General features: G+C 48.2%; 17 protein-coding genes. 12 read left to right on the top strand and 5 right to left on the bottom strand.

Features of this window, described 5'->3' with window-relative positions:
- Window positions 1-48 precede the first annotated feature (48 nt).
- The 5 genes from LGV68_RS04350 to LGV68_RS04370 all read left to right on the top strand — a co-directional run bounded on the left by LGV68_RS04350 (window position 49) and on the right by LGV68_RS04370 (window position 4,603).
- Window positions 49-1,257, top strand: coding sequence for an amino acid ABC transporter permease (locus tag LGV68_RS04350; protein ID WP_024373908.1), 1,209 nt, complete (start codon window positions 49-51; stop codon window positions 1,255-1,257).
- Between the two features lies 1 nt (window position 1,258).
- Window positions 1,259-2,356, top strand: a complete 1,098-nt coding sequence (locus LGV68_RS04355) for an amino acid ABC transporter permease (protein WP_020327443.1) — start codon at window positions 1,259-1,261, stop codon at window positions 2,354-2,356.
- Between the two features lie 22 nt (window positions 2,357-2,378).
- Window positions 2,379-3,134, top strand: coding sequence for an amino acid ABC transporter ATP-binding protein (locus LGV68_RS04360; protein ID WP_020327444.1), 756 nt, complete (start codon window positions 2,379-2,381; stop codon window positions 3,132-3,134).
- A gap of 336 nt (window positions 3,135-3,470) precedes the next feature.
- Window positions 3,471-4,133, top strand: coding sequence for a Bax inhibitor-1/YccA family protein (locus LGV68_RS04365; protein ID WP_020327445.1), 663 nt, complete (start codon window positions 3,471-3,473; stop codon window positions 4,131-4,133).
- Window positions 4,134-4,273: 140 nt separating this feature from the next.
- The gene (locus tag LGV68_RS04370) at window positions 4,274-4,603 is read left to right on the top strand and encodes a TusE/DsrC/DsvC family sulfur relay protein (protein WP_020432936.1); all 330 of its coding nucleotides are present in this window, start codon (window positions 4,274-4,276) and stop codon (window positions 4,601-4,603) included.
- Window positions 4,604-4,638: 35 nt separating this feature from the next.
- Here LGV68_RS04370 and yccX read toward each other — a convergent pair whose 3' ends face one another.
- Window positions 4,639-4,914, bottom strand: a complete 276-nt coding sequence (gene yccX, locus LGV68_RS04375) for an acylphosphatase (protein WP_024373907.1) — start codon at window positions 4,912-4,914, stop codon at window positions 4,639-4,641.
- Between the two features lie 229 nt (window positions 4,915-5,143).
- On the opposite strand from yccX, the gene LGV68_RS04380 reads away from it, so the two are divergent.
- The 7 genes from LGV68_RS04380 to LGV68_RS04410 all read left to right on the top strand — a co-directional run bounded on the left by LGV68_RS04380 (window position 5,144) and on the right by LGV68_RS04410 (window position 10,398).
- A complete protein-coding gene (locus tag LGV68_RS04380; protein ID WP_252536335.1) occupies window positions 5,144-6,337 on the top strand; it encodes a class I SAM-dependent methyltransferase in 1,194 nt (397 codons plus the stop codon).
- A 306-nt stretch (window positions 6,338-6,643) separates the two neighbouring features.
- Window positions 6,644-7,786: an amine dehydrogenase large subunit gene (locus tag LGV68_RS04385; protein ID WP_020327449.1), complete on the top strand. Its 1,143-nt coding sequence runs from the start codon at window positions 6,644-6,646 to the stop codon at window positions 7,784-7,786.
- A 1-nt stretch (window position 7,787) separates the two neighbouring features.
- Window positions 7,788-8,342 carry a MauE/DoxX family redox-associated membrane protein gene (locus tag LGV68_RS04390; protein ID WP_252536336.1) on the top strand — a complete coding sequence of 185 codons (555 nt, stop codon included), beginning with the start codon at window positions 7,788-7,790 and terminating at the stop codon, window positions 8,340-8,342.
- The gene (locus LGV68_RS04395) at window positions 8,342-8,947 is read left to right on the top strand and encodes a redoxin domain-containing protein (RefSeq protein WP_044363536.1); all 606 of its coding nucleotides are present in this window, start codon (window positions 8,342-8,344) and stop codon (window positions 8,945-8,947) included. Before LGV68_RS04390 ends, LGV68_RS04395 begins: the two co-directional genes overlap by 1 nt.
- A gap of 16 nt (window positions 8,948-8,963) precedes the next feature.
- The gene (locus tag LGV68_RS04400) at window positions 8,964-9,503 is read left to right on the top strand and encodes a methylamine dehydrogenase light chain (protein ID WP_020327453.1); all 540 of its coding nucleotides are present in this window, start codon (window positions 8,964-8,966) and stop codon (window positions 9,501-9,503) included.
- A complete protein-coding gene (locus LGV68_RS04405) occupies window positions 9,496-9,939 on the top strand; it encodes a c-type cytochrome (protein WP_172465282.1) in 444 nt (147 codons plus the stop codon). The genes LGV68_RS04400 and LGV68_RS04405 overlap by 8 nt, the downstream gene beginning before the upstream one ends.
- 3 nt (window positions 9,940-9,942) lie before the next feature.
- Window positions 9,943-10,398 (top strand): hypothetical protein, encoded by a 456-nt coding sequence (locus tag LGV68_RS04410; protein ID WP_225869435.1) that lies wholly within the window; start codon window positions 9,943-9,945, stop codon window positions 10,396-10,398.
- A gap of 31 nt (window positions 10,399-10,429) precedes the next feature.
- Here the strand turns inward: LGV68_RS04410 and LGV68_RS04415 are convergent, their stop codons facing one another.
- The 4 genes from LGV68_RS04415 to LGV68_RS04430 form a co-directional block, all read right to left on the bottom strand.
- On the bottom strand, window positions 10,430-11,419 hold the full coding sequence (locus tag LGV68_RS04415) for a phosphotransferase (protein WP_252536337.1): 990 nt from the start codon (window positions 11,417-11,419) through the stop codon (window positions 10,430-10,432).
- Window positions 11,416-11,913, bottom strand: coding sequence for a GNAT family N-acetyltransferase (locus tag LGV68_RS04420; protein WP_158151114.1), 498 nt, complete (start codon window positions 11,911-11,913; stop codon window positions 11,416-11,418). Before LGV68_RS04420 ends, LGV68_RS04415 begins: the two co-directional genes overlap by 4 nt.
- A gap of 146 nt (window positions 11,914-12,059) precedes the next feature.
- Window positions 12,060-14,234 (bottom strand): catalase/peroxidase HPI, encoded by a 2,175-nt coding sequence (gene katG, locus LGV68_RS04425; RefSeq protein WP_165881448.1) that lies wholly within the window; start codon window positions 14,232-14,234, stop codon window positions 12,060-12,062.
- A gap of 783 nt (window positions 14,235-15,017) precedes the next feature.
- Window positions 15,018-16,490, bottom strand: a complete 1,473-nt coding sequence (locus LGV68_RS04430) for a HAMP domain-containing sensor histidine kinase (RefSeq protein WP_252536338.1) — start codon at window positions 16,488-16,490, stop codon at window positions 15,018-15,020.
- Window positions 16,491-16,499 lie beyond the last annotated feature (9 nt).

Genomic DNA, 16,499 nt, shown 5'->3' on the forward strand with positions numbered 1-16,499 from the left:
GCGGTTTCGGCCGCCCTTTGTCAAAAATGGATAAGAGGTTATCGCTGTATGAAACCTACGAATACTGCTGTGCAAAAAGCAGCGAGCTCGGCTCCCGCTAAAAGCACAAATTTATTTTACAATCCCACTTTTCGTTCAGTTGTTTTTCAGCTGATCGCTATTGCCGCTCTGGTTTTCTTCTTTTACACCATCATTAATAATGCCCTGACGAACCTGGAATCGCGTGGTATCGCGACTGGTTTTAAATTCCTTGATCAACCTGCTGGCTTCGGGATTGGCCTGACTTTGATCGACTACAACGAGACGTACTCCTATGGACGTACCTTCGTGGTGGGTCTGCTGAACACCGCACTGGTGTCAGTTTTGGGTATTATTTTCGCAACTCTGATCGGTTTTGTGCTCGGTATTGCACGCCTGTCGTCCAACTGGCTGGTGAGTCGTTTGGCCGCGGTGTATATCGAAACGTTCCGTAACATCCCTCTTCTATTACAGATCTTCTTCTGGTACTTCGCGGTACTGCAAGCTCTGCCATCTCCACGTGAGAGTATGAGCCTGGGAGAAGCGGTGTTTCTGAACGTTCGTGGCTTGTTCTTCCCTGCACCTGTGTTTGAGAAAGGCTCCAGCGTGGTGTTGATCACTCTGGTAGCAGGCATTATCGCCTCCGCCGTGATCAATATCTGGGCGAATAACAAGCAACGTTTAACTGGTCAGCAAACACCGATGGGGCGCATCATCCTGACACTGTGTGTCGGTCTGCCTCTGCTGGTGTATTTCATTATGGGTATGCCAATTTCTGCGCAATATCCGGAACTGAAAGGGTTTAACTTCCGTGGTGGTATCAGCATCATTCCGGAATTGGCAGCTTTGCTTGTCGCGCTGAGTGTTTACACCGCCGCGTTCATTGCCGAGATCGTCCGTTCTGGTATTAATGCCGTAAGCCATGGTCAGACAGAAGCGGCAATGTCGCTGGGTCTGCCACGCTCTAAGACTCTGAAACTGGTCATTATTCCTCAGGCTCTACGCATCATCATCCCGCCACTCACCAGCCAATATCTGAACCTGACCAAAAACTCATCCCTTGCGATGGCAATTGGTTACCCGGACTTGGTGTCGGTATTTGCGGGCACAACGCTGAACCAGACCGGTCAGGCAATTGAAATCATTGCAATGACCATGGGTGTCTACCTGACACTAAGTCTGATTACGTCAGCGTTGATGAACTTGTATAACCGTAAAGTTGCTTTGGTGGAGAGATAAGATGAAGACACATCAGTTTCAACCTAGTCTGCCGCCACCATCCAACACCACCGGCGTTGTCGGCTGGCTGCGTAAAAACCTGTTTAACAGTCCGCTGAATTCCGTTGTCACTATTGTGTTGGCGTATATTGCCTTCTCAGCAATCTGGCATGTTCTGGACTGGGCAATTATCAAAGCAGACTGGGTCGGCACGACCCGCGATGCCTGTACTCGTGATGGCGCCTGTTGGGTTTTCATCAGCGTGCGCTGGGAACAGTTCATGTATGGCTTCTACCCGCAAGCAGAGCTGTGGCGCCCTCGCCTATTCTTTGCAACGCTGGCGATTTTCATCGCTCTTCTGGCGTATGAAAAGACACCTAAACGTACCTGGATTTGGCTGTTCTTTGTCAACATCTACCCATTCCTGATGGCAGGCCTGCTGTATGGCGGTGTGTTCGGACTGGACGTAGTTTCCACCCATAAGTGGGGTGGTTTGTTGGTAACGTTGATCATTGCGTTGGTCGGTATTGTTGTGTCACTGCCTATCGGTGTCGCACTGGCCCTAGGTCGCCGCTCTGACATGCCTGTTATCCGCAGTCTGTGTACGGTGTACATCGAAGTGTGGCGTGGTGTTCCACTGATCACGGTTCTGTTCATGGCGTCAGTTATGTTGCCACTGTTCCTATCCCAAGGTTCAGAGACGGATAAACTGCTGCGCGCCCTGATTGGTGTGGTGATGTTCAGTGCCGCGTATATGGCTGAGGTTATTCGTGGTGGTTTACAGGCGATTCCTAAAGGTCAGTACGAAGCCGCGGACGCTCTGGGTCTGAGCTACTGGAAAAAGATGGGATTGATTATTCTGCCTCAGGCACTGAAAATCACCATTCCATCGATCGTAAACACCTTTATTGGTCTGTTTAAAGACACCAGCTTGGTACTTATCATCGGTATGTTTGATGTACTGGGCATCGGTCAGGCTGCAAACACCGACCCGGAATGGTTGGGTTTTGCAACTGAGAGTTATGTATTTGTCGCGTTAGTGTTCTGGGTGTTCTGTTTCGGCATGTCGAGATACTCGATTTGGCTCGAACGTAAACTCCATACCGGCCACAAACGATAAGCAATCTTTCAAGGAACGTATTATGACGCAACAAAATTCTGGCGATCTCATGATTCAGATTAAGGACATGAATAAGTGGTACGGTGAGTTTCACGTACTGAAAAACATCAACCTGGACGTAAAAAAAGGCGAGCGTATTGTTATCTGTGGACCTTCCGGCTCCGGTAAATCCACCATGATTCGCTGCATCAACCGCCTGGAAGAGCATCAGAAAGGACAGATTGTCGTGTCTGGCAATGAACTGACTGAAGATCTGAAAAACATTGAAGCCGTTCGGCGTGAAGTGGGTATGTGTTTCCAACACTTTAACCTCTTCCCTCACCTGACGGTTTTGGAAAACTGTACACTGGCACCTATTTGGGTGAAAAAGATGCCGAAAGAGGAAGCTGAAGCGATTGCGATGAAATATCTCAAGCGCGTTAAGATTCCGGATCAGGCAGATAAGTACCCTGGCCAGTTGTCCGGTGGTCAGCAGCAACGTGTGGCGATTGCGCGTTCACTGTGCATGAATCCTCAGGTAATGCTGTTTGATGAGCCGACCTCGGCACTCGACCCAGAGATGGTGCGCGAAGTACTCGACGTTATGGTTGAGTTGGCAGAAGAAGGAATGACCATGTTGTGTGTAACGCACGAAATGGGCTTTGCCAAAGAAGTGGCTGACCGCGTGATCTTTATGGATGCAGGTGAAATTATCGAGGAAAACAACCCGAAAGATTTCTTCGAAAATCCACAATCCGACCGTACTCAGGCTTTCCTGGCGCAGATTCTGCACCACTAACAGGCCCAAACTCACAATCCAAAGAGGCGAATTATCGCCTCTTTTCTTTTGGCATTTATGCTATCCGCTTGGTGAGATTGAACATCAACAACACGGCTCATCGGACTCGATCACCACAAAACATTTCAGCCAAACCATAAAAAACACATAGTATTCAAATAAATACTTCAAAAATCTTTCGTTGATTGGAAATGTTGTGTTACAACTTGTTCACACCTATCCGCCCATTTTTTGATTATTATTTCCAGTAATTGTTAGTGGCAGAGGCTTGAAATATGGAACTTTTGGCCTCATAAATGTCCATATAAATATCAACACCTTTCTATGAGGAAGAGTATGAACAGTCCTATGTATTCACGCACCTCGTCTTATGACAGTGCTCTACAAACAAACAAAGTGCTGCGTAACACGTATGCACTGCTTTCAATGACACTGCTTTGGTCTGCGGTTGTGGCTGGTATCTCGATGGCGATGAACCTTCCTCGCCCGGGTCTGATCATCATGCTGGTTGGTTTCTACGGCCTGCTGTTCCTGACTGAAAAGAACCGTAACAACAGTATGGGTCTTGTATTTACGTTCCTGTTTACCGGATTCCTGGGCTACACCATCGGTCCAATCCTGAACATGTATGTGGGTGCAGGTATGGGCGACGTCGTGCTGACAGCGCTGGGCGGCACAGCTCTGGCGTTCATGGGTGCTTCAGCATACGCACTGACCACAAAACGTGACCTGTCTTTCCTGGGTGGTCTGTTGATGGCGGGCTTCGTGGTACTGCTAATTGGTATGGTAGCGAACATCTTCCTGCAAATGCCAATGCTTTACTTGGCGATGAGCGGCATGTTTGTTCTGTTCTCAACGGGTGCAATTCTGCTGACAACACAGCAAATTGTTCGCGGTGGTGAAACCAACTACATCTCAGCGACCATTACTCTGTATGTGTCTATCTACAACCTGTTCATCAGCCTGCTAAGCATTCTTGGCGTGATGCGCGACGATTAATTCGCTCGCTTAAGGTAAAGATTCTAAGCCCGAAAGCTTTGCTTTCGGGCTTTTTACTTTTTGGAACAATCACCAATACCCCTTGAGCAAATGCACGGGCTTCGCTACCCTTAGCGCAAACTGACGATTGGACAATAAAGATGTTTGAATACAACGGCAAATCGATTGAAACCGACGCACAAGGTTATCTGCTGGACTACACCTTGTGGGAAGAAGGAATGATTGACATTCTTGCCAAGGATGAAGGCCTGACTTTGACGGATGCTCACTTGGAAGTGGTGCACTTCGTGCGTAATTTCTATGAAGAATTTAAAACCTCGCCAGCCATTCGTATGCTGGTTAAGGCGATGGAAAAAGAGCACGGTCCGGAAAAAGGCAACAGCAAATACCTATTCAAACTGTTTCCGAAAGGCCCGGCTAAACAAGCAACCAAACTGGCAGGCTTGCCAAAGCCAGCCAAATGCTTGTAACGCCAATGAGTAACGAAATCCTGTGAGCGAGCCTCTTACAGGATTTCAAATCCTCTATAGTGCTTGTTGGTAATACATTCTGACCGCTCAACGCACTCAACTGACGCCGTTCTTGGCCCTTCTTTCAACCATTCATGTAATGCGTCCACTTGTTGCGGATCACCACAGGCAATCACTTCAACATCTCCGCTGAATAAGTTTTTGGCATACCCGGTTAAACCCAGCGTTAACCCCTGATGAGCGGTGTGATATCGAAAGCCGACTCCCTGCACTACACCCGACACAATAAACTTATCGCACTTTATCGACATCTGATTCCCTTCTTGTTCAGTGGTTGAGTCCTCTTCCTTATTGGACAACAACCATTTCCTTAGTTTCGTAAACATGCGCGCACCTCTTGATCGCCTTTCCCAAGGATAGACAATTTTCACTCGGGCCACTGTGAGGTCATCAAAAAGACTATTTTCCTACGGCGTTTGCTTTTCTGGCTGAGTTCCATGAAAATACCCGCCCATTTCTATTAATCATTTGAGTAACGCAATGACTCCTGCAATCTATCTGGTCAAAGGTCGTGAGAAATCTTTACGCCGCAAACACCCTTGGGTGTTTTCTCGTGGTATCAGCAAAATCGAAGGTGAACCGGGTTTAGGTGACACCGTTGATGTGTATACCCACGAAGGCCAATGGCTTGCGAAAGCGGCATACTCACCGCATTCTCAAATTCGTGCTCGCGTTTGGAGCTTTGAAAAAGAAGCCATTGATACCGCGTTTTTTGTTAAACGTATCCAGCAGGCACAGTTGTTGCGCGATGATCTGATTGAGCGTGATGGTCTCACGGGTTACCGCCTGATCGCCGCAGAGTCTGATGGCTTGCCAGGCATCACCATCGACAAATATCAGGATTTTCTGGTGTGTCAGCTGCTCAGTGCAGGTGCAGAGTGCCAGAAAGACGCGCTGGTTGAAGCGCTGAAACAGTGTTTCCCGACATGCAGCATCTACGAACGCTCTGATGTCGCGGTACGCAAGAAAGAAGGTTTGGAAGAACGTGTCGGCGTTCTGCATGGCGAACTGCCGCCAAAATCAGTTGTAATTGAAGAAAATGGCGTGAAAATCAGCGTCGATATCGTCGGTGGCCACAAAACCGGTTTCTACCTGGACCAACGTGACAGCCGTTTCCAGTCGATGAAATATGTGAAGAACAAAGATGTCCTTAACTGTTTCTCTTACACTGGCGGTTTTGGCCTTTACGCGCTGAAAGGCAGAGCAAAGCGCGTGATCAACGCTGATGTATCTCAACCAGCGCTGGATACCGCGAAGTTCAATGCTGAACTGAATGAGTTTGATATTTCGAAAAAACGTGCAGTTTTCCTCAATGCAGACGTGTTCAAACTGCTGCGCGAATACCGCGACCAAGGCACCAAATTTGATGTTGTCATCATGGATCCGCCAAAGTTTGCGGAATCCAAAGCGCAGCTTAATGGTGCATGTCGTGGTTACAAAGACATCAACATGCTGGCGATGCAAATCCTTAATCCGGGCGGCACCCTGCTGACCTATTCGTGCTCAGGATTGATGGATCAGGTGCTGTTCCAAAAAATCATCGCCGATGCTGCACTGGATGCCGGCCGCGACGTGAAATTCATTGAACGCTTTGAACAGGCGGCGGATCACCCAACGGATACCGCTTATCCGGAAGGGTTCTACCTTAAAGGTTTTGCCTGTAAGGTGTTGTAATCTGTGTTCTCAATGCTTCCCATCCGGAAGCCTTTTTCTTACCTTCAATCTCTCCAGAGTCATGTGCAATCAAGCGCACTTTTAGTGCATATACTCCAAAGTAGTGCGTTGAAAACAGACATTTTTGTGCATGACTAGGCCCGCGACATCGTAAAGTGACACTTTTATTACAACCCAAATCTCATGCCAGACCAGATGTAACAAGGTGTTTCCCCACTCACTATTAACAAATTAGAAACCACTGATAAACATGGCATAAACATTGCGATTTGAATGATGATTTCTTAAAACGAAAAGGATCATTCAATGAGAAAAACAGTACTAGGCGCTCTATTTATCAGCGGCTTAATCTTCCTTCCAACCACATATGCAGCCACTCAGTTCAAACCTGAACACGTCTCTGTAGAGAAAGAAATTAAACCCGGACCGAACGTCTTCATCATCGATCAAAGCTGGGCAGGTTCAAGCATGATCACCGTGATCGGCGCGGACAACCTCGAAGCGAAGGGCAACATCTCCACGGGTTTGATCGCACAGTTTGGTTTATCGAAAGACAAAAAATCGCTCTACACCGCCTCGGTATACCCAAAACGCATTGTTTGGGGTGACATCGACGCTGTGGTGCAAAAGTTCGCGGTCAATTCTCTTAGCTTGGATAAAGAGATCGAATCTTCTCCCAAAATGGCGCAAGCCGCAGCTTACGTGAACACTTTCCAAACTTCCGCAACCGACAAATACGCGTTCGTACAAAACGCCACACCCGCTGCATCGGTATCTGTGGTGGATATTGCCAGCGGCAAAGCGCTGTTAGAAATCCCGACACCGGGCTGCTGGGGTATTTACGCATCACAGGATGACAACAAGTTCAGCTCCGCTTGCGGCGACGGCACCTTCTCAACCTACGTCATAACTAAAGATGCGAAGAACTATACCGCGCATAAAAGTGAAAAGATTTTCGACACTGACGACGATGCGCTATTCATCACCGCACAGCGCGATGGCAGCAAACTGATGTTCACTTCGTTCAAAGGCAACATGTATGTCCTGAATGACACTGGCGAAACCGTGACGTTGGCAGACAAGTTCAACTACACCAAAGACATCGAAGGCAACTGGCTACCTGGTGGTTACGAAGTCATTGGCTACAACCAGCCTAACAAACTGATGTTCGTCACCATGCATCCGGATGGCAAGGAAGGTAGCCACAAAGACGGTGCGCAAGAGATCTGGGGCGTGAGCATGGATTCGCATAAGGTTGTGACGCGCATTGAAGCAGAAGAACCGATTTCTCTGGCCGTGTCTCAAACCAAAGCGCCGGATGTGTACACCCTGACCGACTTCGGCACCGTGGTGAAATACACCTTTAATGGTGGCAAGTTTGAAGGCACCAAAGTACATGAAGCGGAAGAGATGGGCAGTTTCACTCAAATGTTGATGGTGGATTACTGATATGAGCACATCCTGGATAACCCAATATCACCTGACCATCATGACTTTTTTCGTGTTGGTGTTTATTCAGGCCGCGCTGCATAAAGGAGCGGATCTACGTCGTTTTTCAGGCTACATCAGTCACTACTCACGCCACTTTGAACAATATGCCTACCCGCTTGCGGTGTTGTTATTGGTTGGCGAAATTGCGGCAGTGGTTCTGAGCATAACGCCGGCAACCAATATGACCGGGGAACTGCTGATGCTACTGCTGCTCATCGGCTATACGCTCGCCATGAGCATGCAACTGAAAAGTGGCAACCGAGAAATTGACTGTGGATGTGGTGGAACACCGATCGTGGTATCGCGCCGCACGCTGTTACGCAATGCCATTCTGATAACGCTGGCAGGGTCGATGCTGATGACAGCTAATCAGCCCGTCACCAGTTTGAGTCTGCTGATGGCTATCGCAGGCGGAGTGATTCTCTGGTTTGGGTATTACCTACTAGAGCAACTGATGCACAACCACGATTTGATTCTGAAGCTCGCTCAACACGATCAGGAAAAGGACATCTAATGAATACTGTATTACTGTTTGCAGTCGGCTTTTTAGCTGTACTCGTCGCACTGCTGTTTATCGCTTTTATTGCGCTTTCCCGTCAGGTCGGGATTCTGTTTGAACGCATCTCTCCGGTGGGAGCCATGATCAACAACAATGGACCTCAGTTGGGTGAGACGCCCAAACCGATGACGTTGATGTCTCTCAATCAGGGGGAAATCACGCTGGGTGGCGCGCAAGCAAAAAGTACCTTGGTGCTGTTCGTTGCACCATCATGCCCTATCTGTAAGGTGCTGCTTCCTCTCATCAATAGTTTGCAAAAAGCCGAATCGAGCTGGCTGAATGTGGTGCTGGCAAGTGACGGTGACGAACCCGCTCAACGCGCGTTGATTGCTCAGCATAAACTGGAAAACACTCCGTATGTGCTGTCTCAGGAGCTGGGCATGGCCTACCGCGTGGCAAAACTGCCGTTCTCTGTCCTCATGGATGAGCAGGGACAGATCGTGTCAAAAGGTCTGATCAATAGCCGCGAACAGCTCGAAAGCTTGTTCAACGCGAAAGAGAGCGGCTTTGAATCACTACAAGATTTCTCACACAAACAGACCGTGACGGTTAATCACTAAGCAGGAGACAGTGACAATGAAAAAATTCAGCGAAATGTTATTGAATGCCATGGACAGGCTCTCAGAGAAAACCGTCCGTCATTCCGCACGCCAGATTGGCCGCCGCAACTTTCTCGCCAAAGCAGGTGTGTTTATCGTCGGTACGGGCATGATGCCGCTGCTGCCATTTGACCGCTCAGCAGGCAAAGTGTTTGCAGCCGAAGGCCCGGGGGATGATATCAACAGCTGTGACTACTGGCGCTATTGCGCGCTCGACGGAAACTTGTGTTCCACATCCGGTGGCAGCGAAACCACCTGCCCTCCGGGTTCTGAAGCGTCCAAAGTGGCTTGGGTGGGCACATGTCTCAACCCGAACGACAATAAGAACTATCTGGTGTCGTATAACGACTGCTGTGGTAAAGCGATCGTGAACAGCTCAGTCGCGTGTCTCAACAGTGAACGTGAACGTCCGGGATACCGCATGGGTCTGCACAACGACATCAACTGGTGTATGGCGAACACCAACAAAGGCTACCACTGCACCGTAGCCGCACTGGTGGGGCTGGCGAATGAATAAACGCGCCGTTTCCCTATTGTTTGCTTTAGTGGCGCTTGGCACTCACTACCCAGTGAGTGCTGAATCCGACCAGGATAAATTCGTCACCAACTGTTCTGGCTGCCATGGAATGGACGCCAAAGGCATTATCGGTCTGGCTCCCTCGTTGGAAAACCCGCAGCTCTGGAACCGCCTTGGCGACAAGCGCGATCAGTACATTGCGGGTGTGGTAACAGGGGGGATGAGCGGTAAGATCGAGTCTTTGGGCAACAGCTATCAAGGATTTGCTATGCCTCCACAAAGTTTTCTTGAGACCGCGGATCTGGTGGAAATTACTCACTACATCCTGAGTGACATTAACCACCTTACTGGTGGGCCTGATGCCAATCTGATCGACAAATACAAGGAGAACCCACTCTCTCATCAGGAACTGCATCAACTGCGTGACGGAGACTAAGGTATGAAAACAACGCTTTACCGTCGTTGGGTACGAAGCGTCTTGATTACCTTCGCACTGTGTAACGGAGCGGCTTATGCCGCTTCCAACACGCCCCAGCAGAACTACATCCTCAAATGTTCCGGCTGCCATGACATAGATGGGTCCGGCTCAGTCGCCGGAGGTATCCCGCCTCTTCCCGGCTATCTGGGCGCATTTATGGACGATGAACAGGGACGGGTCTATCTGATGAACGTGCCTGGCGTGGTTGCATCCGGACTCAACAACCACGAGCTCGCCGTACTAATGAATTATCTCAATGACAAATGGGGCGATAAAGCCAATGCCAAACCCTATTCGCCTGAAGAGATCGCGCAGATTCGCTCCGCGCCATTGGAAGATGTAGTGAAATATCGCCGAGAAATCGTTAAACGCTTCAACGAACAAGGCATTGCCACAGGGTCGTATCCTTGGCCATAAAACACAAAGCCCGCATTATGCGGGCTTTCATTTAGCCTTCAAACAAGTAGGAAACATGTTCAATAACCTTGTTCCAAGAAGACAAAAATGGTTCGAACGGCTGTTCGGGAATAAATTTCTTCGCCGCCTGATTACCATGGAGATAGACAGCCTCTAGAGCCCATATGTGATGATCGGCGAAAATTGCCCAAGCATTTGCCCCATCTCGTAACCGCGCTAGACTCAGCACTGAAATGGATAGATAGCCCTCTATAAACGCTTTTGTTTTTGATAAGTCCAGACGAAACATGTACCAACATGCTCTAGCAATCTCATAACCTACAGGCATTCTCTGCGCCAAATCCCAGTCGATGACTTCACTGACCTGCCCATCTTTGCCAAAAAACAGGTTGTAATGATGAAAATCACCGTGAATCACTTGCTCTTGTGTCGTACAAACATAGTGGTGCCAACTATCTGGTCGATTTAAATAGTCATACTGCTCCCTAATGCGTTCAATCGCCCAGCGATCAACATTATCAGGTGATTCCACTTCCAGAACCGACGCCAAAATACGTTGAAGCCTTTCACACCATTCTTTTCCGTTCCAACACAATTTCATTTTGGGGAAGTCAGTAACATTGATAGCTCGTAATGCGTGGTGTAAGCGAGCCAAATAGATCCCCGCTTCACGCGCATGAGTACAAGAGAGCTGGAAGCTTTCTAACATCTCTCCCTTAGCTTCAGGGAACAACGCATAAAAGTGCCCTTCCCAGCATACAAGATCACCATTCAGGTGAGTTTTAATCGGCTTAAGAACTTGTGGAAGCTCAGTACTCAACGTATTTAGTAAATGATGTTCTCGATTGAGAGCGGATTGCAGGTTGCGACGATAAGATTTGAGGTAGTAACACTTCTTACCATCGTCAATACGATAAACCTGATTGGTTGCCCCGACTAAGACTGGTGTAATTTCAACTGGAAAGTTAACCCTAGGCCAGTGCTTAAGCACACAGCTAAGTAAGCATTCTTTATTCGTCACTGTAATGGAATCTCCAATTGCCAATAACCGACAGAAAGCCAACGCTCAAATTTATATCCGACCTGACTGAACTCGCCCACTTTGCGAAAGCCGAGGCTTTCATGCAAACCGATACTCGCCTCATTGGGTAAAGCGATAACGCCCAAAACATTGCGGATCCCGAGGTCTTTGAGCTTGCTGAGCAACACCTGATAAACCGCTCGTCCCCACCCTTGCCCCTTGGCTTGTGGTGAAAGATAGATGGAAGGTTCGACGGTATAGCGATAAGCACTGCGGGCGTTCCATTGTCCGGCATAAGAGTAGCCAACTACCGTACCTTCGTGTGCGACGACCAACCATGGCAATCCGGCCGCGCGAATTTTGTTCACCCTTTCGCCCATCTCACTCACGCTGATCGGCACTTCTTCAAAGGTAATTGTCGTCTGTTCGATGTAACGATTATAAATCTCGGTAATTGTTACGATATCAACGTCCTGAATGTCGCGTATTTCCATCACCTTTCCTTTGCTTTATCAATGCAATCTGTTGACTATTTTTGCCAATCTAACGTAACCGTGCGCAAAGAGTAAACGATACAGCGTTGAACTGATAAAAAAATCCCCCGGCGATGCCGAGGGATTCAATTGCAATGCTACCTGGGTTAGACGAGGTCAAAACGGTCCGCGTTCATCACCTTGGTCCAAGCGGCTACGAAGTCTTTCACGAACTTCTCTTGGTTGTCGTCCTGAGCGTACACTTCCGCGTAAGAGCGCAGGATAGAGTTCGAACCAAACACGAGGTCAGCACGGGTTGCCGTCCACTTCGTGGCACCTGACTTACGGTCAACGATATCGTATTTGTTGCGACCCGTTGGTTTCCAGGTATACGCCATGTCGGTCAGGTTGACGAAGAAATCGTTCGTCAGCGCACCCACTCGATCAGTGAAGACACCGTGTGCACTGCCACCGTAGTTGGTGCCAAGGACACGCAGACCACCAACTAGAACCGTCATTTCTGGTGCAGTCAGGCCGAGCAGTTGCGCGCGGTCTAGCAACATCTCTTCTGGATTCACCACGTAGTCTTTCTTCTGCCAGTTACGGAAACCGTCTGCAAGTGGCTCCAGCACATCGAATGATTCTACATCGGTCATGTCTGCCGCTGCGTCGCCACGGCCTGGACTGAATGGAACAGCGACATTGAAACCAGCGGCTTTAATCGCCTGTTCAATACCCACGTTACCAGCCAGAACGATCGTATCAGCAACGCTGATACCCGCTTCAGCTGCGATGTTTTCCAACACTGCCAGTACTTTCGCCAATTTGGCAGGTTCGTTGCCTTCCCAATCCTTTTGCGGAGCCAGACGAATACGCGCGCCGTTTGCGCCGCCACGGTTATCGGAACCGCGGAACGTACGAGCACTGTCCCAAGCGGTAGACACCATTTCCCCAGTGCTCAGACCGCTCGCCGCAATCTTCGCTTTCACCGCGTTGACATCATAATCGGTGCGACCTGCTGGCACTGGATCTTGCCAAATCAAATCTTCAGCTGGCACATCCGGGCCAAGGTAGCGCGATTTCGGCCCTAAATCACGGTGGGTCAGTTTGAACCATGCACGGGCAAACACTTCTTCGAAGTACGCTTGATCTTTGTAGAAGCGCTCCGAAATTTTGCGGTATTCAGGGTCGACTTTCAGCGCCATGTCCGCATCGGTCATCATTGGATTGTAACGGCTTTTGCCGTCTTCAACATCCACCGGTTTGTCTTCTTCTGCGATGTCCACAGGCTCCCATTGCCAAGCGCCTGCCGGGCTCTTCGCTAACTGCCACTCATGTTCCAGCAGCATTTTGAAGAAGCCGTTATCCCATTGCGTCGGATGTGTTGTCCACGCGCCTTCCAGACCGCTCGTTACCGTGTTTCTGCCGATACCACGTGATTTGTGGTTCATCCAGCCCAAGCCTTGTTCTTCAAGATCCGCGCCTTCTGGATCCGGGCCAAGTTCTGCTGCATTTCCGTTGCCGTGCGTTTTACCAACAGTGTGGCCACCAGCGGTTAACGCCACGGTCTCTTCATCATTCATGGCCATACGGGCGAACGTGACGCGCATATCTTGCGCCGTTTTCAGTGGATCCGGGTTACCATCGACACCTTCTGGGTTTACGTAAATCAAACCCATCATTACGGCTGCCAGTGGGTTTTCCAGATCGCGTTCACCAGAGTAACGGGTACCTTCACCGCCACTTGGTGCCAGCCATTCTTTCTCTGAACCCCAGTAAATGTCCTTCTCCGGATGCCAGATATCTTCGCGACCGAAACCGAAACCAAAGGTTTTCAGACCCATTGATTCGTAAGCCATGTTACCCGCCAGCAGGATCAAGTCCGCCCAGCTTATTTTGTTGCCATATTTTTTCTTCAGAGGCCAAAGCAGACGACGAGCTTTGTCCAGGTTGGCGTTATCAGGCCACGAGTTGAGTGGAGCGAAACGTTGGTTGCCAGTTGCACCACCCCCGCGACCATCCGCTGTACGGTAGCTGCCTGCTGCGTGCCAAGCCATACGAATCATCAGACCGCCGTAGTGCCCCCAGTCCGCTGGCCACCATTCCTGACTATCGGTCATGAGCGCTTTCAAATCTTTCTTGAGTGCATCAACGTCGAGCTTTTTCAGCTCTTCACGATAATTGAAATCGACGCCATAAGGATTTGTCTTGGTGTCATGTTGATGAAGGATGTCGAGATTTAGTGCCTTAGGCCACCAATCCATGTTTGACGTACCCGTGGATGTCATGCCGCCATGCATGACCGGGCATTTACCGGAAGAACTACTTTCATGATTTGCCATAAGATGTCCCTTTACCTGTTTGGTTCAAGTTCGTTGATTCAGATTCAAAAGCGCTGAGTCAGTTAATTAAAATTAGTCAGAATTATTGTCTACGAAAGTGAGTCTAGTCCCGATGTTTCAAATATTCACATTATTTATGGCAATTATTTCAATAGAGAAAACCTATCAAAGAATTTTTCACCAATAGAATATGTAAACATTTTGAACAGAAAATAATAACCCATCCATCGATTCAGATTTTTTATTCTTACCAATAGTAGAAACTCGCTTTAGAAAATATAAACAAAAATGAAACTCACTTATATACAAAACCAATTGCATCAAATGAATCAATGAAATGAAGTCAACGATAAAACTGGAAACAGAGAAGTTAAGAAAATCCTTACAAAACATGAAAAAGACAAAGATAAGCAAAGGAACCAATAGGCACAACATATAACAACGCGACGAATGGCAACATGCTAAACATGTCGATCTAACGCTATTATTAAATCTTCGCAAAGAAACAGATTGGACTAACAAAGAATAGATTGTGAATATTAACGATCTAAATCACAAATTGGAAAATATATAACTTTGGCATGATAAAAATGTGGATAGAAAGAATAAAAGTTTAAACACCCATCAATTTAAACGTCATATTGTTTAAACTTTTTCGTTAAAGCCAATCCCCAAAGAAAGAGATACTGGAACCTAGATCATATTTATAATAACGACGATGGTCATGTTTGATGTTACTTGTTCATTCTCCCACAACCATCATCGCTACATTATGCTGACTTCTCACACATTGTGATGCTGAAGCAACGGAACCTCTTTGGGAATAGCGATATTGACCGTCAAGGTCATGGTATCTGGTTGAATAAAGCTCAATGTATATCCTTGTTGACGACAGATATTACTGATGATCGATAACCCCAGACCAAAACGCTCATTGCTGGTTCGCGCCGCATCTATCTGAAACAGGGGTAGCGTCAGCTTTGCAAGCTGCTCCTCGGTAATCGACTGCACCAACGCGTTACTGATGGATAATTGATAGTCATCATCCACTTCACTCCAGCCCAGCGTCACGAGGCTTTCATGCGGGCTGTAATACAAGGCATTATCGATTAGGTTTTTTAAGATGGTTTCAATGCTGAAGCGATCGGCAGAGAAAAATTCGTCCGCACAACTGCTGACTACCAGCCTCTGATCGATATCCGGATATTTGAACATCAAATCATGCTTCACCTGGCCAAATACGTTTTTGATCGACAGCAGTTGCCATTCGGAGTTCATCGCAATCGAAGACGTTTTTTGCAACAACAGCAGGTTCTCCACAATCGCTTTCATACGCTTAGCGATCGCCAGCATGTCATGCTGGTAGGTTTTACTGATGCGTTCATCCTGCGGATAGCGAATGTAGACCTCACTCAGCGTGATCATTTCTGCCAGAGGCGTTTTTAGCTCATGAGCAATATCTGCCGTAATACGTTTTTCATTGTTGATCAGCGTTCGGTTGCTGCGAATGTAACGATTAAGTTCCTTGCGGATCGGCTCGATCTCTTCCACCACTTGCTCAGGTAACTCCAGCTCTCCGGCCGCGGGCTGTTCGCTGCTGTGCAGTGTTTTCAAATCCTGATTGAGTTTTTCAAGTGGCTCCAGGCCACGGCGAATCACATTCTTGGTAACATAACGCATCAGCATCATCGCCAGAATGAAGCTGCCGATCAGCAGCCCGTCAACCACCCAAACCAGTCTTTCCAAGCCGGTCGAGGATTCGTATATCGTCAGTGCAACCGGGAGGATTTCGTCATCACTGCTTTCAGGGACAAAATAGGACAGCGTCGCGCGGCCCATGTCACCATTGGGCATAACGATATCTACGATGCGATCACGACCCAGCTGCACATCCGGTTTAAGCAGATCAACATGTGGATACTGAGCCAATGACTCTGAACGTTTGATTGTGGTTTCATCGTGCCACAGCTGAAAGAAATGCGGATCGTCGCTTTCAGCATACTCTGGCATAAAACGTTCATCAGCCAAAAACTCAACATGATGGTCAGCCACTCGAATCTGAGATTTCAGATAGTTGGCTTTATTGAGCATCGCCTGATCAAATTGGTCTTCAACCCAATCGTCCAGCCCCAAGTCCACGGACAAAAACACCATAAACAGGAAAGCCCCGAAAATCAGGGTGACGGAGTTAATCAGGTTGCGTTCAATGGAAGCAAACTGATTCGCTTTTGACAGTGAACCGAACAAAGATTTCATCGCCACTTT

This window comes from Vibrio sp. LQ2, assembly GCF_023920125.1.
Lineage (GTDB): Bacteria > Pseudomonadota > Gammaproteobacteria > Enterobacterales > Vibrionaceae > Vibrio > Vibrio fluvialis.